Annotated in this window: 33 protein-coding genes and 1 tRNA gene; 10 read left to right on the top strand and 24 right to left on the bottom strand. The window is 44.7% G+C overall.

The features are described from left to right. Positions 1–31: 31 nt before the first annotated feature. Together VRK_RS03040 and VRK_RS20815 are read left to right on the top strand one after the other, a co-directional pair. Positions 32–108, top strand: a tRNA-Trp gene (locus VRK_RS03040). A gap of 319 nt (positions 109–427) precedes the next feature. Further along, positions 428–595: a hypothetical protein gene (locus tag VRK_RS20815; RefSeq protein WP_157371837.1), complete on the top strand. Its 168-nt coding sequence runs from the start codon at positions 428–430 to the stop codon at positions 593–595. Positions 596–638: 43 nt separating this feature from the next. On the opposite strand, the gene VRK_RS03045 is transcribed toward VRK_RS20815, so the two are convergent. From VRK_RS03045 to VRK_RS03130, 20 genes are all read right to left on the bottom strand, one after another. Further along, the gene (locus tag VRK_RS03045; protein WP_059120042.1) at positions 639–968 is read right to left on the bottom strand and encodes a hypothetical protein; all 330 of its coding nucleotides are present in this window, start codon (positions 966–968) and stop codon (positions 639–641) included. A 632-nt stretch (positions 969–1,600) separates the two neighbouring features. Next, positions 1,601–1,822: a hypothetical protein gene (locus VRK_RS03050; RefSeq protein WP_059120043.1), complete on the bottom strand. Its 222-nt coding sequence runs from the start codon at positions 1,820–1,822 to the stop codon at positions 1,601–1,603. Between the two features lie 91 nt (positions 1,823–1,913). After that, positions 1,914–2,324, bottom strand: a complete 411-nt coding sequence (locus VRK_RS03055; protein WP_059122615.1) for a hypothetical protein — start codon at positions 2,322–2,324, stop codon at positions 1,914–1,916. A gap of 61 nt (positions 2,325–2,385) precedes the next feature. Then, positions 2,386–3,222: a hypothetical protein gene (locus tag VRK_RS03060; protein WP_059120044.1), complete on the bottom strand. Its 837-nt coding sequence runs from the start codon at positions 3,220–3,222 to the stop codon at positions 2,386–2,388. Continuing rightward, positions 3,219–3,833, bottom strand: coding sequence for a hypothetical protein (locus VRK_RS03065; RefSeq protein ID WP_157371838.1), 615 nt, complete (start codon positions 3,831–3,833; stop codon positions 3,219–3,221). Before VRK_RS03065 ends, VRK_RS03060 begins: the two co-directional genes overlap by 4 nt. Next, complete coding sequence (locus VRK_RS03070) at positions 3,830–4,306, bottom strand: hypothetical protein (protein WP_059120046.1); 477 nt, start codon at positions 4,304–4,306, stop codon at positions 3,830–3,832. The genes VRK_RS03065 and VRK_RS03070 overlap by 4 nt, the downstream gene beginning before the upstream one ends. Next, on the bottom strand, positions 4,306–4,719 hold the full coding sequence (locus VRK_RS03075) for a hypothetical protein (protein ID WP_059120047.1): 414 nt from the start codon (positions 4,717–4,719) through the stop codon (positions 4,306–4,308). Before VRK_RS03075 ends, VRK_RS03070 begins: the two co-directional genes overlap by 1 nt. After that, positions 4,716–4,937, bottom strand: coding sequence for a hypothetical protein (locus tag VRK_RS03080; protein ID WP_059120048.1), 222 nt, complete (start codon positions 4,935–4,937; stop codon positions 4,716–4,718). Before VRK_RS03080 ends, VRK_RS03075 begins: the two co-directional genes overlap by 4 nt. After that, on the bottom strand, positions 4,934–5,092 hold the full coding sequence (locus VRK_RS21180) for a hypothetical protein (protein WP_162841948.1): 159 nt from the start codon (positions 5,090–5,092) through the stop codon (positions 4,934–4,936). The genes VRK_RS03080 and VRK_RS21180 overlap by 4 nt, the downstream gene beginning before the upstream one ends. A gap of 10 nt (positions 5,093–5,102) precedes the next feature. Next, positions 5,103–5,369, bottom strand: a complete 267-nt coding sequence (locus tag VRK_RS03085) for a hypothetical protein (protein WP_059120049.1) — start codon at positions 5,367–5,369, stop codon at positions 5,103–5,105. 10 nt (positions 5,370–5,379) lie between these two features. Next, entirely contained in the window at positions 5,380–6,186 is an 807-nt protein-coding gene (locus VRK_RS03090; RefSeq protein ID WP_059120050.1) for a major capsid protein P2, read from the bottom strand. A gap of 274 nt (positions 6,187–6,460) precedes the next feature. Continuing rightward, on the bottom strand, positions 6,461–6,748 hold the full coding sequence (locus VRK_RS03095; protein ID WP_059120051.1) for an H-type lectin domain-containing protein: 288 nt from the start codon (positions 6,746–6,748) through the stop codon (positions 6,461–6,463). 113 nt (positions 6,749–6,861) lie between these two features. After that, the gene (locus VRK_RS03100) at positions 6,862–7,521 is read right to left on the bottom strand and encodes an ATP-binding protein (protein WP_059120052.1); all 660 of its coding nucleotides are present in this window, start codon (positions 7,519–7,521) and stop codon (positions 6,862–6,864) included. Beyond that, a complete protein-coding gene (locus tag VRK_RS03105) occupies positions 7,508–7,990 on the bottom strand; it encodes a hypothetical protein (protein ID WP_059120053.1) in 483 nt (160 codons plus the stop codon). The genes VRK_RS03100 and VRK_RS03105 overlap by 14 nt, the downstream gene beginning before the upstream one ends. Beyond that, on the bottom strand, positions 7,990–8,373 hold the full coding sequence (locus VRK_RS03110; protein ID WP_059120054.1) for a hypothetical protein: 384 nt from the start codon (positions 8,371–8,373) through the stop codon (positions 7,990–7,992). Before VRK_RS03110 ends, VRK_RS03105 begins: the two co-directional genes overlap by 1 nt. Then, on the bottom strand, positions 8,366–8,545 hold the full coding sequence (locus tag VRK_RS03115) for a hypothetical protein (protein ID WP_038182612.1): 180 nt from the start codon (positions 8,543–8,545) through the stop codon (positions 8,366–8,368). The genes VRK_RS03110 and VRK_RS03115 overlap by 8 nt, the downstream gene beginning before the upstream one ends. 2 nt (positions 8,546–8,547) lie before the next feature. Then, positions 8,548–10,560 (bottom strand): replication endonuclease, encoded by a 2,013-nt coding sequence (locus tag VRK_RS03120; RefSeq protein WP_331456278.1) that lies wholly within the window; start codon positions 10,558–10,560, stop codon positions 8,548–8,550. Next, positions 10,560–10,736, bottom strand: a complete 177-nt coding sequence (locus tag VRK_RS20820; protein WP_157371839.1) for a hypothetical protein — start codon at positions 10,734–10,736, stop codon at positions 10,560–10,562. The genes VRK_RS03120 and VRK_RS20820 overlap by 1 nt, the downstream gene beginning before the upstream one ends. Continuing rightward, positions 10,729–10,926 carry a hypothetical protein gene (locus VRK_RS03125; protein WP_038182610.1) on the bottom strand — a complete coding sequence of 66 codons (198 nt, stop codon included), beginning with the start codon at positions 10,924–10,926 and terminating at the stop codon, positions 10,729–10,731. Before VRK_RS03125 ends, VRK_RS20820 begins: the two co-directional genes overlap by 8 nt. Continuing rightward, complete coding sequence (locus VRK_RS03130) at positions 10,923–11,150, bottom strand: hypothetical protein (protein WP_021020732.1); 228 nt, start codon at positions 11,148–11,150, stop codon at positions 10,923–10,925. The genes VRK_RS03125 and VRK_RS03130 overlap by 4 nt, the downstream gene beginning before the upstream one ends. 143 nt (positions 11,151–11,293) lie before the next feature. Between VRK_RS03130 and VRK_RS03135 the strand changes: the two genes are divergently transcribed. The 5 genes from VRK_RS03135 to VRK_RS03150 all read left to right on the top strand — a co-directional run bounded on the left by VRK_RS03135 (position 11,294) and on the right by VRK_RS03150 (position 14,321). Then, positions 11,294–11,947 (top strand): XRE family transcriptional regulator, encoded by a 654-nt coding sequence (locus VRK_RS03135; RefSeq protein ID WP_059120055.1) that lies wholly within the window; start codon positions 11,294–11,296, stop codon positions 11,945–11,947. Further along, a complete protein-coding gene (locus VRK_RS03140; RefSeq protein WP_059120056.1) occupies positions 11,944–12,897 on the top strand; it encodes a phage integrase in 954 nt (317 codons plus the stop codon). Before VRK_RS03135 ends, VRK_RS03140 begins: the two co-directional genes overlap by 4 nt. Before the next feature lie 15 nt (positions 12,898–12,912). Continuing rightward, positions 12,913–13,353, top strand: coding sequence for a hypothetical protein (locus tag VRK_RS03145; RefSeq protein WP_059120057.1), 441 nt, complete (start codon positions 12,913–12,915; stop codon positions 13,351–13,353). Between the two features lie 202 nt (positions 13,354–13,555). Further along, positions 13,556–13,909, top strand: coding sequence for a hypothetical protein (locus VRK_RS20825; protein WP_157371840.1), 354 nt, complete (start codon positions 13,556–13,558; stop codon positions 13,907–13,909). Further along, positions 13,881–14,321 (top strand): hypothetical protein, encoded by a 441-nt coding sequence (locus VRK_RS03150; RefSeq protein ID WP_157371841.1) that lies wholly within the window; start codon positions 13,881–13,883, stop codon positions 14,319–14,321. Before VRK_RS20825 ends, VRK_RS03150 begins: the two co-directional genes overlap by 29 nt. A gap of 448 nt (positions 14,322–14,769) precedes the next feature. Here the strand turns inward: VRK_RS03150 and VRK_RS03155 are convergent, their stop codons facing one another. Next, complete coding sequence (locus VRK_RS03155; protein WP_231735727.1) at positions 14,770–14,943, bottom strand: hypothetical protein; 174 nt, start codon at positions 14,941–14,943, stop codon at positions 14,770–14,772. A gap of 427 nt (positions 14,944–15,370) precedes the next feature. On the opposite strand from VRK_RS03155, the gene VRK_RS03160 reads away from it, so the two are divergent. From VRK_RS03160 to VRK_RS03170, 3 genes are all read left to right on the top strand, one after another. After that, complete coding sequence (locus tag VRK_RS03160; RefSeq protein WP_059122617.1) at positions 15,371–15,703, top strand: DUF1904 domain-containing protein; 333 nt, start codon at positions 15,371–15,373, stop codon at positions 15,701–15,703. A gap of 25 nt (positions 15,704–15,728) precedes the next feature. Beyond that, complete coding sequence (nfsA, locus tag VRK_RS03165; RefSeq protein WP_059120060.1) at positions 15,729–16,451, top strand: oxygen-insensitive NADPH nitroreductase; 723 nt, start codon at positions 15,729–15,731, stop codon at positions 16,449–16,451. Between the two features lie 137 nt (positions 16,452–16,588). Continuing rightward, a complete protein-coding gene (locus VRK_RS03170; RefSeq protein WP_059120061.1) occupies positions 16,589–17,911 on the top strand; it encodes an IS4 family transposase in 1,323 nt (440 codons plus the stop codon). 87 nt (positions 17,912–17,998) lie between these two features. Here VRK_RS03170 and VRK_RS03175 read toward each other — a convergent pair whose 3' ends face one another. The 3 genes from VRK_RS03175 to rdgC all read right to left on the bottom strand — a co-directional run bounded on the left by VRK_RS03175 (position 17,999) and on the right by rdgC (position 20,814). After that, positions 17,999–18,253, bottom strand: a complete 255-nt coding sequence (locus tag VRK_RS03175) for a YfhL family 4Fe-4S dicluster ferredoxin (RefSeq protein WP_059120062.1) — start codon at positions 18,251–18,253, stop codon at positions 17,999–18,001. A gap of 1 nt (position 18,254) precedes the next feature. Further along, a complete protein-coding gene (gene trhP, locus VRK_RS03180) occupies positions 18,255–19,655 on the bottom strand; it encodes a prephenate-dependent tRNA uridine(34) hydroxylase TrhP (protein WP_059120063.1) in 1,401 nt (466 codons plus the stop codon). A gap of 247 nt (positions 19,656–19,902) precedes the next feature. Further along, positions 19,903–20,814: a recombination-associated protein RdgC gene (gene rdgC / locus VRK_RS03185; RefSeq protein ID WP_059120064.1), complete on the bottom strand. Its 912-nt coding sequence runs from the start codon at positions 20,812–20,814 to the stop codon at positions 19,903–19,905. Positions 20,815–20,919: the final 105 nt, after the last annotated feature.

The raw sequence follows: 20,919 nt of genomic DNA on the forward strand, positions 1-20,919 counted from the left end.
ACTATTTTATATCTTCGCTTTTAGCGATTACAGGGGTGTAGCTCCAATTGGCAGAGCAGCGGATTCCAAATCCGCGTGTTGGGGGTTCGAATCCCTCCACCCCTGCCATTACAAATTGCATATTTATGCAAAACGAAACCCGCTCATTGAAGCGGGTTTTTTGTATCTTGAGAGGGAACAGGGTTGACACAGATCTGTGTGATGAGTAATTTTTGAATCCACAGGTTTAGAACCCTGTTTTCTATTTGGCGTATGAACTAATTAAGGTTTGTACGGCTTTGCCATATTAAATTATGGTGAGTTGGATGAGGGCGCTTCGTGCGCACCGTTTCCAAGTAGGCGGGGTTCTAACCTTATTCAGCTCACCACCCTCAGTTTAGAGCCTTTGCGGTGGTGTATTGGTTATCTTTTTATACTTGGGGTTCTTATGCCAGAAACCAAACCGGAAAGACTCGACTTAGCCCATACCGCGCGTTTACATCTTATCGATTTAATTGCTTACGCTAAGCAAGATGATTTACATGAATTAAGAGAAGTGTTGGTTTATCTCAATAATCTGATCACATTTGATGAGCAGGAAAATCCACAGAGATAAAAAAAGGCTCACGATATGTGAGCCTTAAATCATTTGAATTCTATTATCTTGCCCAATATCCGTAAGGGATTCTACGGGGATCACTTGGAAGTTTTCTCAGTGTATATTCATCTTGTAGGTACATTCTTTCAAAATTATGCTGTCTTGCACCGTATGATGGTAATTCCCTTAGAATATTAACAATATGCTGCACTGGCGGTGAATTAAAACGATATCCATTACTTAGAAGCTCTTCTAGTACAGGGTGAACTTCCTTATATATTCTATCTGCATCATCAACAGATTTGATTCGGCCATACATTGCCATGAGCAATTTTCCAGCTGGTCCCGCTTTTGATGCTTCTTTTGCAAGAATAGATAAATTGATTGCCATTATTTTCTATTTCTCCATAGTAATAATGAAATGAAAATAGAGAACATTAAATCTAACAAATAATATAATAACCAGTATGAAGGCGGTGTTTGATCCGAATACTCATATATCGGGTATAAATGTTCTAGTGAAGTAATGAGTGGAAAAGCAATGCACAGTATTTTAGCTTCTGTATTATTTAATACTTTGCCATATCGCCAACAGGCGAATAAAGATGCGATAATATAATACATGACTATAGATGAGAGGAATGTTGATATTTTTTCAATACTGTTGCCAACGTATAAGACAGCATACATCACAGATAAAGCTATAATGATAAAAAAGAATAAAGTACCAGATATCTTTGAGTCTTTACTCATTGACATAAAAGCCTCACAAAATAAGTAAAAAGAATAACTTGCCTGAATGTTAACATTTAACAAATAAACTACCTACTACTAAGACTCTTGTCTGTAGTTAATGAGTTAAGAGCGAGATTTTAGTCCCAAAATAAACCCACTAACTTGTGGGTTTTGTTAATTTTTGAGCTTCAAGCTTTAAAAGCCTCTTTTCATGACTTAACCACATGATCAGCGGAATGAGTAATGAAGGGGGAAAGCCAATGCTTGTCAGGTATTGAAAGAGTTCTGTCACTTAAATTCATCCCTCAGTGTTTCCCAGATACCAATGAATACAGGGGCAGCGGTACCAATTAAACCACCATAGTGAACCCCGTCCGGTGTGATACTGGCGGTTAACAGTTCAGGATGACCAACAGCCAGTGCAACCCCTGCACCAATTAGCGCGAATCCCTTTTTTGTTGAGGCTTGGTTGATATCAATGCCTAGTTTATCTTTGAAAAAGTCACTCATAGTAATTTACTCTTCTTTAAGTATTTGATGGTATACGCTGCCAGAATCGCACCGGCAACCGACAGGGCGATCCGCTTCATGTCTTGCTTTGTCATGCCATTGCAACCCCTTGTTGTGCCATGCTCAGGCCGTAGTAATTGCCGACCTCTTTACGGCTCATTGCATAAAGCAGGTGGGCGAGTTGGTCGTTATCATTGACATCAATTGTCTGATTCGGAGCAATCCCCGTCCATTGGCTGATTTGCTGCACATAGAGTGCGGTGTCATTTTCATTGTCTGGCGCGAACCGATAAATCATTTGACTGAGTGTTTTATATCCTTGGCGGCTGTAACTTCTGAGTATCCGTGCGCCAGCTCGAAAGCCATAGACCGGATGTTTGAACTCCTCGAATTCTTTATCACGGTTGAGTGCCGATTTCCCTTCCCAGTCATTCGAAGAGTCTCGAATGTTGAGCGGGTTATTGTTACGAACGCCACGCGGCAAAGTTGCCCGATAAAGCATATAGGTGAGTCCTCCTGCTCCGATAAAAATTAAAACTGCTTTCAGTGTCATGGTTATGGCCTTATGCCAGTGGGATTTCTGCATCAAACCGCAGCCCGGTAACACTCGGATCTGCCCCTCTGGGCGTCGCTCTTCCGGTGATATAAACCCGTTTTCCGCTTGACCACGTACCGATATTCGGGGCTGGGTTGAAGTCCTTATAACTGTTATATCCAGCGGTTGGCTTGGTGCGCATCTGTACCGGCAGGGTGATTTCAATATATGCCCAGCGCATGCCGCCAACTTCAGTCAGCGTCGCGTTGACTTTGCTGCCGACATCGTAATAACGTTCCCAGCACCGTAAACGGTTGAGTGCTCTGTCTGGTTCCTGATAGGGAAGCGGTCGCTCTCCCTCATTGAGAACAACTTTTCGGGCATCACTCGGGACATCAATCCGCCAGTGCCCCGATGACGGGCTGGTCAGTTGTACTGTTGTGACGTTCTCACCGGACAGCGTGTAAATGGTATCCGGCTTGTATTGTCCGCTTTCAACCATCTGAGCAATTCCGTTTTCCGTTTTACACCAGCAATCATAACCATACTGACCCGTTTCAAGCGTTGACCACTGGCCGTTGAAATTCCGTTGTTTTTCCTGAAAATTTGGATTGATCAGAATGTTTTTGACGCAAAGGAGCTGACTGAAACTTGCCAGCTCTGCAATCATGCTTTCCAGCGCTGCATCTTTTGCGGTTAGAGCCTGTGTTTTTTCTGCTAGGGTCTGGTCTGAATTTTTCAGGCTCAGAATATCCATGACAAGCTGCTTATCTTTGTCCGACAGCGTGGTGAGCTTTTCACTCAGACCGATAATGTCATCAATACCGTTTTGAGGTTGATTGAATACAGGATTAATAATATTCATGATTTCACTCCGGTAACGGTCAGGCGTGCATGGGTGGCACTGGCGTTATAGGCGTACAGCTCCCCTGAAAAATCCAATGAGACAGAACCAACTGCATTGCTGCTTCCCATCACCATCAGGCCGCGATTGCTGGACACATTGAAGTCACCAATACGTAATGTTGTGACTTCATCACTGATGACCTGAATTGTCAGTTGACGATACCCGCCCGTGGTCAGTCTGGCTTTTTCGCCAGCGGCAATTTCAATATCTGGCTGAGTGGTCATGGCAGATGGGGAAATCAGTTCTACTTTTTGCCCGTCAGTGACCGTGACCTTTGCATTAAATTTCAACGGCTCAATGATCCGCTGAACAACCAGCCCCGATGTTGAGGCCGGTTTGTGCTCTAAGTCTGAAATCTGATAGTCAAAATTCACGGTGTCGGGTGAATGATGCGTCAGAAACATATTTTCAAACTCAGTGACCTGAATCCGGTCACCGGATTCAAGCCGCTGCGGTTTCAGACCGTCGGCAGAAATAAAAACCGGTGCCGTCGTTGACCGGACAATCAAATATTTTCCCCGTCCCCCGACAGAGATCGGGGTTTCAGTATTGGGTTGTAAAATCATCATTTTCCCCTTAGTGCTACAACACCCAGAACACCACCGACCACACAGGCCGCGATTGCAAACTGAGTCAGGTAACTACGGTTATCTAGTCCGGTTTGCTCGCGCTGTTTGGCGGCATCTGCAACGGCAAGGGCGGTGCGTGTGTTTTCACTGGCCTGATTTGCAACTGTCTTGATTGCATCAATGGCGCTTTTATTGGCTGACAGGGACTTTTCACCAAATGAAAGCGCTTCTTTCAGCGAGTCTTTGCCGAAAGATAAAGCCTCTTTGGTGGTGTCTGCACTGGTCTCAAGGGCTTGTTTGGCGGTCTCTTTTGCTGCATTGACCGCCCCTTGATCGGTGACGGTAATATTACCGACACTGCCCTGAATACCACTCAGAAGCACCCCGAGATTATCGCCCTGTACTGCATTGGTGCCGCTGACGGTAGTTGTATTGGTTGTGTTACTGCTGCTTGTCTTTCCTCCGCCACCCATTAACAGACACCTCCGAATTGCAGACACAAGACCGATTCATCACCATGAGTTTCAGTGATAACAAAACCAAATCGTTTTAAGATCCGTGTCATGCCCTGACGCACTGTGTGATATTTCACGCATTGATACCCCTGAGAGCGAACCGCATCAATGATGACGGGTGCCGCTTGTTTGAGTCCCTTGCCGGTCAGCGCCAGAATCAGATATTCGTTTTGTTCGGTGACATAACCGACGAAGCGTACCGCAACCCCTTTGCCTTTGAGTTGGTAAAAGCTGGCACGTTTACAGGTAACAGCATCACAGCAAAACATATACTCATATTTGGCATCCGGAACACGATTGAAAGCCGGACGAAGCAAAGCCAACTGAGCTTTGATGTCAGCCCGATTCGGGCGGATAAGCGTCAATTTCATTTCTTCACCACCACAAACGTAATTGCAGCAATCACAAGGAGCATCGGCAGGTTTTGCATCAAACGTTGTCCCGCACTGCCGCTAAAATTAATCGCTCCGTTGGTGATCCCCCCGATTGAATTTCTGGCGGTTGCCGTCGCATCACCGGCAGCACCACCGCCCGCATTAATTGGCATGGTGCCGGAGTTTGTCAGTCCGCCTGTGAGAGTTGGGATCATTTCATCTCCTTAACCAGCCGGTAAGCGAGATAGCATCCGCCCCCAATCGCTGACAGTTTGACTAACTTCCCCACACCGGAGCCAGCCCAGAAGCCGCCCCCGAACCCTAATGCCCCTGTTGCAAGGGGGATCAGATAAATCAATGGTAATGGCATTGATACCCCCTTATTTTTTAGCCGCTATGACCACAATCCCAATCAGGAGTAAGGCACCGAGACCGCCCCCGATATACAGGAGGGTCTTGTCATTACCTTGTGATGTCGGTGTGACTTTGTTGCCGTTATCATCGGCCTGATGGGTTGCCTGTGGTTGCGTGTTGGCGTTGACCGAACTGTTATCACTGGTTGCGGCTCCGACAAGGTTGTCGAAGCCTTCCCCGACACTATCGAGCAAGCCGGAGCCAAAATTACTTAAATCATCTAAGAACGCCATGATTGCCCCCTTACTTGATCAGGTCAGGGCGAACAATCTTGACGGACTCAACAATGATCGGGATCGAACCCACTGCACTATCGGTTTTCACCGTGAATTTCAGCTCATTGGTGTGCGCGGTCTGGAACAGTTCATCAATGAAATAACCACGCATAATCGGGTCAAAGTGATACATCCCTGATTGCCAGAATCGGCGGTTACGTTTGGCGCGCATCATTTCAACTGCGCGGGTTGTGTCATACACCTTGATATAATCGCGGTGAATTTCGAGTGAGTTCACAGTTTCTGACAAGAAATGCATCCGACGAACCAGCAGCAGCGGACCCGAGACCAAATCAAGAAACTCATTCTCTGTTGATGTCGCTTGCATGGTTTGCTTTTTGATTTGCGGTACAACAATACGCACCCCTTGTGCAGGGGAGACCGTCGCATGACCTTTGAGCACGACGCCCGGCGCGCTGCCGCTGGCATCCGGTGCAATTTCTACTTCAAGGATAATATTGTCTCCGGCCTCAGTCACAAGGGCGGTGTAACGCATCCCGTTTTTAGTCTTGGCGGTAATGTCAGCCAGTGGAATATGATAAAAACCATCAATCGACGGCATCCCTTTGTAGGCTTCAAGGGATTTCATTAACTTCCCGTCAAGGACAATGATTTCATCACCGTTTAAAGTAATCGAAACCCGTTTGATCTGCTCTGGTGACAGGTTGGTTTCAAGAAAGATTTCTTCATAAACGGGTCCGGTCGGGATCACCATTGAGGCTTTTTCCCCGTAGGCAACGCCCGTAAACGAATTAAGTCGCATCACTGAATTCATACGCTCTCCCCTTAACCGATCGCGTCTTCAACAGAATCAACGTTATTTGATGCCCAGACCACGCCAGCGGCAACCACAGCGGCAATCAGGCCGACCACGGCGATATTCTTTGCGGATAACTTCATTTTTGCTCCAATAAAAAACCGCCCAACATTAGGCGGTCTGTATCAAAGCACACGATTGACAATCGATTCCTAACCCGATTGTGAATCCGGTTTAGAATAAATGCGATAAAAGTCACATTTTATGGGGTGTATGACATTAAGTATTATTCTCAACTGTACGCTACAAAGTTAAAAGCAGCCTCTTTTGTATCACCACTCAGGTTTTCGATACTGAGAGTAAAGCCACTGGTTGAAACATTTTTTAATGAGACTGATACGGTATAGGTCTCGCTAGAAAAGTCCGATGTATCAGGAGTAGCAATCACGACAGGGGTTGATGTAAATTTACCTGAATCGAAAAATACTTTATAAAGCCCGTTACTATGTTTTTCTGATTGAAAACCACTACCGATTTCTACTGTACCGCTGGAAGATACTTTTCCTATTAATTGAGTCATTATATTTTTCTCCAAAAATACGTTTTGTGAATGCATTAGATGTTGCTATTATCTATATGTAACTTATTTAATATAGTTCACATTTGCTGTGTGTCTAATGGGGGTCTGGTGATTCACCATCGGATCGCGCCTTTCTGGTAGGCTTTTCCATCCTGAAGCAGGTACTCAAGCGGGTTTAATCGGTCGATTTCATCGGCTGATATGCCGGTCATCTTTTCTAAATATTGCGCACTGGTATGGGTTTTCTGCATCATCACGCAGGCACGCTGACAGTTATCGATAATGGTTTTAGATACCTCCTGACCGCGCTGGAATAAATTGATTGAATGCAGGTTGAATTTACGGCCCAGCCGCAAGATTTTGCCATGATAACCGGTGGCTTTCCCTGCATTCTCGCTATGCTCGGCAATCTCTTCACAGATGATTTTAAGCGGCTTTGGATGTTTGCCGTTGCCGCAGCCCCAAACCACCCGACAAAAGCGGTCAAAGTCTTTGACGGTGGTTTCATGCTTGGGTTGATAGGCAATTTTAAACCCTTGCCGTGTTTTACGCCCTGCAATCATGGCGGTGGCAAAGTCTTTGATATTGTCATACCCCCGAACGACACGACCGGCCAGCGTGCCGGTATAGTCGCCAACCGGATCAAAGATAGCGACTTGATCGGTTGCACGGATAAAGAGTTTCTTTGCGGCTGAGGTCTTACCGCTGCCACTCATCCCGACCGCATAGACATGACCATTGTGCAGCGCATTATTGGGGTTAATCGGCTGCATGGTCTGGCTCTCCGTCTTTTTTGGCCGCTTGGATTTCTTTCGCTCGGTCAAGGGCTTTAAGCTCTTTCACCTGATGATACGATGAAAAGCCGAGCGCCCCCGCAGCCATGACAAAGGTCAGCTCTTCTTTGTACTGGACAAGCCAAGGCGGAAGCTCACCCCCGTATTTGACGAACAGCGGAGCCGCCGCCCCTGCCACTCCTTTGACCTGCGCTTCATCAAACATGAAATCTTTGTGTACGAACTGGCGGATCACTTCCTCAGTGACGCCTATGACGGCCATTGACGTTGCTTCACCTGCTGCCAGTGCTGCCGCCTCTTTGGGATCGGTTTTGGCAACGGCTTCATCAGGGTTAAAATCCTGCTCGGTGATTTCACTCAGTAATGCATCTTCATCCGCTTTTGAATGGGTTTCGAAACCGATCTCATGTTGCGCTTCGTTTTCTGAATATTCCGTCAGATTTTCCATTAAGAGACCACCTTGATTGCTTTAATCAGACCACCGAATACCACGCCTAAAGCGCCCCCTAATCCCATACAAGCGAGGGTAGTCATTGGCTTTGATTGTGTTTCTGGTTTTGGCTCTGGATTGGGTTTATTTTCCGTCTGGATTGGCAATGATTCCGGTTGCGGCTCCGGTTGGCTCATTTCGTCAATCTGAGCCTGAACCGTTTCAAGGGGCTGAAAGGCTTTCATTTCTGCTTGGGCTGCTTTTCCGGTTCGGGTATCGGGACCACAATCACAGCGACCGTGAACAAAGGCCGAGCGTTTCCCTTTGCCTTGCTTAATGGCTTTGGGATTTTGGCAGGTATGACAAACCACATACCCGAGAATATCGTCAGATTCAGTCATGCTTTATCTCTCCTTCAAGTGTTGTGAGTCGGTGATTGAATGCTTTCAATAACCAAATGGTTTTGGTCAGCCACGGCTTGATAAAGCCAAACCCTAACGGGGGCTTATAGGCTTGTGCTTCGGTGTCCATTTCTTCCAGTAATTGGGTTGTTTTCGTTTGTAGTTTGCTCATGTTTACCTGTCTGTAAGGGTGATTAATCGGTGATTGCTGAGTTTCAGGGAGACATAACGGTCAATGGCTATCTTTGCCCCGCGCATCAACGGAGCAATCAGACACTGAACGCCTTTCACGCTCCATCCGGTGGCGTCAATGAGTGCTTTTTCAAGCGTTGAAATTTCCTTTTCTGGGGAAGGGTTACACTTATTTTCAGTGCTCCAAGGGGAAGCGCGCCGCGCTTCTTGCAAACGCTGGACGTCCTTCTTTTTTACGAGACTGTAACGGGTGGCGCAGGTTTGAATGATTTTTCCGAGCCAGTTCACACCAATAACCCGTTTGACGGTATCCCCGTATTTGTTGAAGTTTTCTTCATAAGCAAGCTTGGCTTTTGCGCCCAACTCACAAAACCCTTTCCAGCGGGATTGATCGGCATGGTCACGCAAGGTTTCCAATTCTTCATCAAAGGCGGTATCGACCGCGCTTGCCCGTCGCAATTGCCGCCACAAACCCACGGCAGGAGAGCCGGACTGTGAAAACTGTTTGATCCGGTGGGTTGAAGCCCACGCACGGGCAGAGAATGCCGACTCTTCTGCATCATTTTCCGGCATGTGTGAGCCGTTAATGTTTTTTGAAATGTATTTGATGATGTAGCCGGTTGCGGTGCCTTTGGCCGGATCGCTGTATTCAATTTTAATCCGGTGGGATTTGTGAAACAGGCCACCACTGATTAACTCGTCCCTGTCTTCTTCACAGGCAATGGATTCACAGATACGCACAAAATCAGCCTTCTGGCTGGGATGAACGTATAAGAACAGATGCGCGTGGGGTGTGCCGTCTTTGTGCGGCTCGGCTACTCTCAGGCCGAACCAGTCAATCTCATGTTTCTTGAACAGGGCACGGGCGCGTTTCCATTGCGCCATGATGTTCTGATGGGCTTCTTTGGGGGTGCAGCCGTTCCATTTACTGGAATTGCGGTGATACTTGGACGGCAGTGTCCACGTCATGAATACGCCCTCATAACCTAAATCAATCGCGCGCTCTTCATCACCACGGGAGCGGACGACTAATTCAACGCGACGGTTTTCCTGATTGGCGGTAGTACGTTTGACGACTTCCTCTAAATCAAAGGCGGTGCCGGTCTCTGGGTCGAAGACGGCCATTGATTCAATAAACCGTTTAGCTTCGCCCTGTTTCTGACGCCAGCGGGCAAACGAACGACGGGAAATATATTTGCGTTGTCCCTGATTGGCTCCGACCCGATCAAGGGCGATTTGTGAATATTCGATATATTGGGTGCGTAAAAACCGGAATTTACGCGCCAGATAACCGACATCGAGACAACGACGGATCGCCCGCTCTAATTCGCGCTCGGCTTCTCGGATATTGTCGTGATGTTTGCGGATTTGTGGCGGCTTGATATGGAGCTGAAACAGCTTATCACTGATTGCTGAAAATGCCGTTTGTAATGCGTCAATGTATCCGTTTTCTGTTGCTTCATCAATAGACACACTGCCCATGATTGCGGTGAATTCATGGGTAAGATTCCATGCAAGACGCTCAATCTGCTCATCACTCATCAGGGTGTCATGATCGAGCGATACCGTTTGATGACCGAGTGTGACAGGGGGTGCCGGTGCATTTTTACGGGCATCGACAAAAGGAAATTTTTTCTCAATCAGCGGGGCGAATTTCAGGCCATGCCGGACGGCATCATTGACTGCTAATTCGATATTCTTACGGGTTGGGTTTGCTCGTTTACGTCGCCTGAAAATCTGATGCTGAATATCGTCCTGCACGATTTTCGGCAGACGGGGCATAAAGTGGCGTGAAAATGGGGTGCCATTTTCGAAGGTATCCCGCTTTGCTGCGTCTTTTTCGGCTGCATTGTGCTGATCGCCTTTTGCCTCCGCCAGCCGAAGCGCGGCCGAGAGATAAGGCGAATCGGGGCACACCTGATAAACGTCAATCAGGTGTTTTTTGCGCAAAGTGCGATTGATATGATGACCAATAAAAGAAGCGGTATATTTCATTATTTTTGTGGCGTTAAACCGTGTTTCTCGCGTAGTTTCTGGATTAAGAAAAGGTTTCGTTTGCGTTGCTGCTCCGTCATCGCGGCACCGGTGACCATGTCAGGACAGGGTTTGTGATAAGGTGCCAGATAATCGGAGTTGTGCCCCTTGGGTAGGGTATAACTCACATCATCCATTGAATTGCGCCTCGATATCATCCGCTTGCTGGCCTTCTGCCATACCGATAATGTCACCGTGAAAAGAATGCAGCGCGAGCCATTCGCCCCCGTTTATTCGTTTGATTTCATCAATAAAGATACTGATGTTGCCGACTTGACAGACAATGCCGCCCGTCATGCTATTGCGGTATTTAATTTCGTGTTTCATGCTTCACTATCCAACAGTTTTCTTTTTCTTGGCGGAATGGGCAGCATGATCTGATTTGCTGCAATCCTTCGGTCAAACTCAAGTTTGTTGATCAATACCAATCCGCCTGATTGCTCCTGTGGAATGGTGGGAATGATACAGTCATTGATTAGCTCTTTGACTTTGGTACGACTCATTCCGGTTTCTTCACAGAATTTATTGATTGTCTGAACGCTTGCAGACATGGATCAAACCTCCTAATATCGGGCGTAATCGGTTGTATATAGTTTTGTCCTAAAATCAGGGCGAGACTAAATTTATTATCTTTTTCAGGGCGAGTCAATATTTTGTCCTGAAAATAGGGCGAGTTTTGTTTTGGAATAGGTTTATGTCATTGATAAAAAAAGAAGAAATAAAATTAAGAGACTTTGCGAATAGACTCAAAGAAGCAATGGGTGGATCATCTTTAAGGGGATTTGAAGAAAAAAGCGGCATTTCTAATTCAGCTTTGTCCTCTTATCTGAACAGTAAAAGCTATCCAACCCTTGATCGTTTGTTTGCGATATCTCAGGCTTCTGGAAAGTCTGTAGAATGGTTGGCGTCTGGTGAAATCCCAGATGAAAATATGGTCACTGTTTATCAGTATGATTTACGCGTCAGTGCCGGTAATGGTGCGCTGGTTGAGCATGAAAATCCTGTTGCTGAATTTCGTTTCAGTGCTGACTGGCTACGTCAGCAGGGGTTGCATGGTAGAACGCTCTCCATTGTTCCAGTGATGGGGGATAGTATGGAACCCAGTCTTTATGATGGGGATTTGATACTGGTTCGTCATGATGAAGTGCGCGACGGGCTTTGTGTGATTCGGATTGACAATGATGTCTTAGTCAAACGGGTACAGTATGACTACGCGGAAGGGAAATATCTGATTTCTAGTGATAACGAGCGCTACAAAGATATTGAGCTGAGCAAAGATTTTAAAGGGGATTTTAAAATCATTGGTCAGGTTGTCCGTGTGTTGCAGAGGGTCAGACAAGCGGCATGATTGAGTCGAGCGAATGGGGGTTTTTTACCACCCATGATCCAAACCGTTTTTTTGCTCGGGAAAGGGACGCTAAAAACCATGAAATCACCCTGACACTACGTGATGAAGAGTTACACCCGAATCGGGATACCCGACGACTGAATGAAATGGTCAGCATCTGGTATCGGCTGCACGGTAAGACGCTCCGTGACCATATCCGGCTGAGAAAGTTACTCTATCGAATGTCTGAACGGCTCGGTAATCCGATTGCTTCCGACCTGACAAACGAACATTTTGCCAAGTACCGTGAGCAACGAACGCAGGAAGTCAGTACAACCACCGCTAACCGAGAACATGCCTACCTACGGGCGATGTTTAACGAGCTTAAGCGCCTCGGGGTGATCGATTATGACAACCCCGTCCAACATATCCGCCAGTTTAAAGAGAGAGAAGGGGAGCTTCGTTTTCTTAGTCATGATGAAATCGCAACCCTGTTACATGCCTGTCAGCTATCCAGCAATCAATCCCTGATCTATGTGGTTAAGGTTTGTCTTGCAACCGGTGCCCGTTGGAGTGAGGCCGAAAGCCTGAAAGCATCACAGGTGGCCGGAGGGAAAATAACCTTTCTGAATACCAAATCCGGTAAGAACCGCACAGTCCCGATCAATGAAATTTTATTCAACGAGTTGAAAAATCTTGGTAAAAGTGGTGATGAAAAACTGTTTTTACATAGTTTGAGTGCATTTCGTAAAGCGATTGCCAGAGCACAAATTCAGCTCCCCAAAGGGCAAATGTCCCATGTATTACGTCATACTTTTGCAAGTCACTTTGTGATGCAAGGGGGAAATATTGTTGTACTGAAAGATATTCTCGGCCATAGCGAGATCACCACAACAATGCGTTATTCACACCTTGCACCAAGTCATTTAAGTGATGCGGTGCAACTTAATCCATTAAATCAACATCAATAATCGTCAGAGGTATAAATGAAATATTTTCTTTTATTAGTTTTTGCTGCATCTTTTTCTGTGAATGCGAATGTATGGGATACGCTGAAAGATACACCAGCTACTAAGTATGACATTGGTCGGGTTTATTTTGATATCGGTGCTTATGAAATGTCTAAAACTCTCGAAGGTAAAGACGTCGGGAAGACTCACTATGAATTTTCTAAAGTGACGAGTCTTGTCACTGATGGGAAACTAGGATTGAAGTTTTCATATCAGGCACGAGGAAAGTACATTAAGAAAGAAGACTGTGATGCTTTCTTGTCAGTATCAAGAAAAATGTTTCCTTCGAATAAGATTGTAAATGATATTTGGCCTGAACTGGATGATTCACACAAGAAAGAAATTGTTGATAGTTTAGTGTTTCAAGCTGACTTAATGAATAAAGATAATAGTTCGGTTTTGGTTGAGTGTCGGTAGAGAAATTTTGGCAAAAAAAACATTGTGAACTATTCTTACATAGTCTAATTATATATTTCACCATATTACTTAAGTAATATGGTGAAATATAATAACGAAATATAATGACCAAGAATATTTAGAGGTATGAATGAAATTTCCCGTTTATTGCAATTGTGAAAGTTGTGAAAAAAATCTTACATATTCACTTAGAGCAGATCTCATGAATCTAAGAGATGATGGATTCTATCATTTTACTTGTCCTTATGGACATGAATCAATTTTCTTATTACAAAATCCACTTTTTGAAATTTTATTTGAAATTGGTATAAGTGCTATTGTTGATGAATATTATCGAGAGGCCGTTTCTTCATTTACCTCAGCGCTAGAAAGATTTTACGAGGTTTTTATAAAATATTATAGCGTGTGTAATGAAATTGATTGGGAAGTTATTCAAAAAGGGTGGAAATATACAAAAAAATCATCAGAAAGACAACTTGGTGCATTTGTTTTTCTTTATATGCAAGAGTTTAAAACTCCCCCCCCCAATGTTAACGGAAGATCAGGTTGCATTTAGGAATAATGTTATACATAAAGGTAAAATACCTAGTAAAGATGAGGCTATTAAATATGGCCAGAATGTTATGGATATTATTAGACCAATGTTGATTTTCATGAAAGATAAAAAACGGCGTAAATATTTATCTGACGTAACTCATAAAATGAATAAAGAACGTTGGAATAATGTTATTAATGGAGAGGATGTTTCAAAACAGAAATTGAGCTCAATAAGAATGACTTTAGGTTTACATTACGAACCCCTTGATCAAAGGAGTTTGGAAGAAATTGTATCTTCAAGATTAAATGATATCTATATGAGAGAAGAAGAAAAAAAGAAGCAAATAGAATCCTTATATAGATATCTTGAACGGGGATCGCATGATCCAGAGGGTATAAAAATGATGCTAGATAGAATAAATGAGATATAAATATTCATTTGGTTTTACATTATATTTTTCTGTTTCTGTATTGATATAGAATTATTTATTTTTTATATGTACTAATTTTATGCCTCCTTACGCCCACATACGCCCAATATGAAATTTCCCCTTTTTGTAACCCATTGATTTATTAGTGGTGTAAAGGGTTTTCCAAATCCGCGTGTTGGGGGTTCGAATCCCTCCACCCCTGCCATTACAAATTGCATAATTATGCAAAACGAAACCCGCTCATTGAGCGGGTTTTTTGTATCTTGAATAGCATTAATCGAGATAAACAGTGTGTCACGAAGAACTCTGTTACTTCAGAATAACCTCATACAATACGCCTATCTTATCGATAATTTGTATGAGTTAAGAGAAGTGTCGGGCTATGTCAATAATATGCTTACATGTTATAAGCAGGAGGAAGTCCTGAATAAAAAAGGAGACGACCAAATTAGACTATATCACTTAGATGTATTTTATCTGCTTCCACATAAGGCTTAAACTCATCATGAGTAAGAACAGTTTTATCTAGCTCTTTCTTTGCTCTCCACTGAGTATTTTCTCTTAAATAATTTCTATTTTCTTTTGACTTTGATTTATTAACCAATTCTAGATGATAATTCATCTCGTGCTCTTCACTGAAATTAACATGATTGTGATCTTTCATATAAATAATACCTATATTAATTAATATGCTATGCAATATTGTATTACTAGATATAGAGCTATCGTGGATTTTTTCAAGGTGTCTTTTTATCTCAGGTGCAGACTGTCGGGGAATTATGCGAAAAGAAACCCATAATTTTTATTATATATTGAGTTGCTACATGCTTAATCATTGAGTGGCTAACTGAATCTCTCGCTCAATCGCTGTACCGATATAATCATTGAAAGCGTCCTGTCATTGCTTCAATTCATTTCTCTGTCTCTCCGGTAGGAGGATAATGCACCCAAATTGTTCATCTGGAAGAGCACTGACAGTTAAATATCCCTCATGCTCTCAACAGCTTTGGGGAAAAATGATATCATCTGCTGAAAAAGAGGAAGTCAGTATGCCCCATTTTCGATTTCGTGCGGTCGAACCGCAAACTGTTCAACACCTTTCTAAAACATTGGTGGATGAGCTACAGTCCCCGATGAATGCTCCCCGTGAAGATTTTACATTCGAATACATCTACACCACTTTTTTCCAAGAGGGTGAGGTCGCTCCAGCTTATCCGTTTGTTGAAGTCTTGTGGTTTGATCGAGGCCAAGAGACTCAGGATCGGGTTGCGCAAATCATTACGCGACAGGTTCGAGGGGTGATAGGAGAAGAAGTGGATGTCGCTGTGATTTTTACTGCACTCTCCCAGAAAGATTATTATGATAATGCTCAACATTATTGATTGATACAATGGAGACAAGTTTAAAATGAATCCAGTTATTGAAACGATTCGGGGACATCGCTCGATTCGTTCCTTTGAAGAGAGACCACTGACAACAGAGCAGATGGATGCCATTATTGCTTCTGGGATTGCTGCATCTTCTTCAAGTTTGTTGCAAACCGTCTCTATCATTCGAGTTACGGATCAGGAGAAGCGGCGAGTCTTAGCTGAACTTGCGGGTAACCAACCCTATGTGGCAAGTGCGGCAGAATTTTTAGTGTTTTGCATCGATTATCAACGTCATGCTTCGCTGAATCCAGATGTTCAGTTAGAACATACTGAGCTCACCTTGATTGGTGCGATTGATGCCGGGATTATGGCGCAGAACTGCTTACTGGCAGCAGAATCGATGGGCTTGGGGGGTGTTTATATTGGTGGATTGCGCAATGCACCGAAAGAAGTCGATGAATTGCTGGGGTTACCGCAATATACCGCAATTTTGTTTGGTATGTGTTTGGGATATCCTGCTCAGGATCCGGAACTGAAACCACGTCTGAGTCCTGAAGTGATTGTGCATGAGAACAGCTATCAGCCACTAGATCTGGCGATGATTACGGAATATGACCAGCAGATGGAAAAGTATTATCAGCAGCGTTCATCCAATATGAAGCAGCAAGCATGGTCCGATCAAGTCACAACCAAACTCAGTAAAGAGCAACGACCTTATATTCGGGATTACCTGAACAGTAAGGGATTAGCAAAAAAATAGCGGTCAACCTATCTTAGGACGGGACAAACAATAAAAAAGCCCAATTTTAAAATTTAATGCCGATCGTTTAAGAAAACTTGAATGATCCTAGGGTGGCCTCATAATCGGTCTCAGAGTAATTTCTGAGGCCGTTTTTTATGTCTGAATTTTCTCGCGAGTTACAAATCGCAGCTGAATTTCATTACCCTGAATCAATCGATTCATTTCAGAAAAATATTCCTATTGAATGGATTTCTGAAGCAGTAAAGCAAACTGGCCGTGCTGCGGTTAGAAAACGAAGATTTCCTGCGGAACAAGCCGTTTGGCTGGTGTTGGGGATTGGGCTAATGAGAAACCGCTCTATCAGCGACGTCTGCGATAAGCTTGAACTGGCCTTTCCTGATTCAAAGGGGGAACTTCCCCCTCTTGCGACTAGCAGTATTGTGAAAGCAAGGCAGCGTATCGGTTTTGAACCATTACGTTACTTATTCCATACCACCGCGACTGAGTGGGAAAAAGAAGATACCGCGACCTCAGTTTGTGGGCTGAAGGTTTTGAGTGTAGACGGAACTCAATTCAGGGTGCCTGAAACAAAAGATAATCAACAATTTGGCTATAGAAGTGCCACATCCACATTCCCTTCTGTATTAGCCGTCACATTAACGTCTACCCGAACTCATTTGGTATCCGATGTGGCTTTTGGCCCGATAACCAATAGTGAAATATCTTACGCTCAGCAACTTGTTGGCTCTGCGCCAGATAACTCACTCACTCTTTTTGATCGTGGTTTCTTATCAGCGGAGCTTTTCCAATCATGGCGCGGAGCTGGCAAGAATATCCATTGGCTGACACCAATCAAGAGTAAGTTCAGATATGAGGTTCTGGAGGAGTACTCTCCCTATGACAAACTCATCAAAATGCCGGTCTCTCCTCAAGCTCAAAAAGAATATCCTCATCTGGGACAAAACTGGCAAGCTCGCTTGGTACTCATTCCTGAGCCAAAAGGAGAAATCAAAGGCTTCATCACATCAATGGAATGCCCAGAAACCTATCCATTGAAGGAGATGGTCAAAGTATACTGGGAACGCTGGGAAATTGAGCAAAGCTACGGTGAGCTGAAACAGAATCAACTGGACAACACCACTGTTCTTAGAAGTCAGAAAGCGGAAGGGATTTATCAAGAGCTCTGGGGAGTTTTTATCTCTTACAATCTTGTCCGCTTAGAAATGAAAAGGATGGCAGAGTATTACGGTGTGGAACCACTCAGAATTAGCTTTATCAATGCGCTAAGACTGATACAAGATGAGTTTTTATGGTGTTCTGGCCGTACACCAGGGACGGTACCAAAGAAACTTCAAAACCTGAGAGAGAATGGCAAACGGTTCATCTTACCAGAGAAGAGAAAACGCAAACCGATACCAAGACAGGTACTCTACAAAGCCCCTCGTTATCCCTATAAGAAAAGAGTCGCTCGCTGTTAAGCGAGCGGCATTAAATTTTAAAATTGGGCTTTTTCGTGAACAAGCTGATATGGCTGTCATTTCACATAAAGATAGTGGACTGGATTATCAGGTCAGCCCTTGAATAATGACAAATTTTTCCAGCAGTTCATCTTCTGTTTCAATATGATTCGGATCGGTGATGATGCAATTGCTGATTGGACAAACCGACTGACAAGTCGGCTGATCATAATGTCCCTTACACTCAGTACACAGATCCGGATTGATTTCGTAAAGATGTTCACCAAATGAAATTGCATTGTTCGGACACTCAGGTTCGCACATATCGCAATTGGTACATTTACTGGTGATCAAAAGTGCCATATTACTTGCCTGTCGGGTTACGAGTATCCTGACCAACGTTCAGATTGCGCATCAGTAATGCATAATCGAGTTTGACGTCTTCAGGTACAGGAATATAGACGAAATGACCATTTCCTTTCGCGTCATCAATGGTTTCACCTTTACGGTTTTCCATCGCTTCGAGCGTGAACACGACATTCCCTTGTGGTGTCATCAGTTCCAGACTATCACCGAGGCAGAACTTGTTTTTCACCTCAACCTCGACCAAATCGCCACGACGTTTACCGGTAAACTCACCAACAAACTGCTGACTATCCGATACTGAATATCCATAGTCATAATTCTGGTAAGCATCATGCGTATGGCGACGCAAGAAACCTTCGGTATAGCCCCGGTGTGCCAGACTTTCCAGTGTCCCCATGAGTGTCTCATCAAAAGGCTTGCCTGCGACAGCGTCATCGATCGCTTTACGATACACCTGAGCCGTCCGGGCGCAATAATAGAATGACTTTGTCCGGCCTTCGATCTTCAGGGAATGAACGCCCATTTTGGTGAGGCGCTCAACATGCTGGATAGCACGCAGATCTTTTGAGTTCATGATATAGGTGCCGTGCTCGTCTTCAAAAGCCGCCATTTTCTCATCCGGGCGGTGGCTCTCAGACAGTAACACCACATCGTCAGTCGGTTTGCCGGCACCAATTGTGGTTTCAGGGCGCTCATTTTTCACTTCGATGGTTTGCGGTGCATTGGGATCAAATTGCTCGACGATCTGACCGGCTTCGTCTTCTGTGCCTTTTTCGACTTTGTATTCCCAACGGCAGGCATTGGTACATGTTCCCTGATTCGGGTCGCGTTTGTTGATGTATCCGGACAGGAGGCAACGACCGGAATAGGCCATACAAAGTGCGCCGTGAACGAATATCTCAATTTCGGTATCCGGACATTTTTCCCGGATTTCTTCAATCTCTTCCAGCGAAAGTTCACGGGAGAGAATCACCCGAGTGACGCCGTGCATCGACCAGAATTTAACGGTTGCCCAGTTAACGGCATTTGCCTGAACCGATAAGTGAATTGGCATTTCAGGAAAAGCTTCCCGAACCATCATAATCAGCCCCGGATCTGACATAATCAGCGCGTCCGGCCCCATATCGATGACGGGTTTCAAGTCGCGGATAAACGTCTTCAGCTTTGAGTTGTGCGGCTGAATATTACACACCACATAAAACTGCTTGCCCTGAGCATGGGCTTCATCGATGCCGATTTTCAGGTTTTCATGATTAAATTCATTGTTACGAACCCGCAGACTGTATCGTGGCTGCCCTGCATAGACCGCATCGGCACCATATGCAAACGCGTAACGCATATTCTTGAGGCTACCAGCCGGGGAAAGGAGTTCTGGTACGAATGTTTTTTCTGTTGTCATTGCTTCTATTCCAAATCTGATCACAAGTCAGGCCGATACCACCTGATGGTATCGGAGGGGGCGAATTTTACGTCAAAACAGGTTGTGATCCTAGCTTTGTTTCGAGGATTTCGCGGTAAATTCCGGAGGAACGCGAGGTGATTGAAAAGGGTGAAATGACCACGTGGATAGTGTCGGAAAAATCAAAGCCAGAAGTCGGGGAGCCAACTTCTGGCTTTTCAATCATGAAGTGTGAATCAAATCAGTGTTACTCGGCTTCAGGTAAGCCACCTAATGCTTCAAACAGGTTCGGCAGAAAAGCACTGAGTTCACCGCACATCAATGAGAAATCCGCATCGAAGCGAGCGGCACGATCTTCGCGGGGAATATCTTCGTTGTGATCTTTCAAATCATCGCTGTATTGGACTCTTTTCAGGCTTGCATCGTCGGCCAGTACGAACGTGATTCGTTCTTGCCAGCTAAGTGCCAGCTTGGTCACCACTTTATTGGCCGTGATGTGGCTCATAATTTCGTCACTGGTCAGATCCTGTTTTTTACAGCGTACGACGGCACCATCTTCCAGTAAGGATTTGAGCTCGGCTTCATCTTGGAGTTGAAAACCTGTCGGTAATTGTCCGCTCTGAACCCATTCAGTGAGCGTGGTTTCGACAGCATTTTGTGGAATTGCCGGAATCACAGGCAGACTGCCCATGGTTTTACGCAGCAAGGCGATCACCTCTTCTGCTTTTTTATAACTGCCTGCATCGACCACGATTAACCCCAGTGAAGGCAAAATCAACAAATAGGTATATTGGCTTTTGCTAAACGCACGGGGGAGCAGGTCAATGATGATATCTTCTTTGAGCGTATCTTTTTCTTTCTTTTTGATGGGGCGGCCTTCTTCCGCTTCCAGCGTTTCAACCTTACTCGCAAGAGAATCTTGAATCACGGAGGCTGGCAAGAGCTTTTCTTCTTTTCTGGCACATACAAGGATGCGGTCTTCAGAAACATGGGTCAGCATATCACCATCTTTTCCCATCACACTTGTCCAGCCGAATTTCTGCTTATCCTGACTGCCGCACGGTGTAAAGCGGAATTCATGAAGTTGTTTTTCCAGTTGATCGGCATTGAAGCGGATATCGCGGTTTACACGATAAACCATACAGTTTTTAAACCACATAAAGTCTCTCTTGTCCCATAATCAAGGGCAAATATCATAGGCTAAAAGCCGATAAATGTCTCAGCCGATTTGCAATCTCTGGAGCCGGTTAGCTTCCTGAATACT

The sequence above is a fragment of the Vibrio sp. MEBiC08052 genome (genome assembly GCF_001506075.1).
In the GTDB taxonomy this organism is placed as follows: domain Bacteria; phylum Pseudomonadota; class Gammaproteobacteria; order Enterobacterales; family Vibrionaceae; genus Vibrio.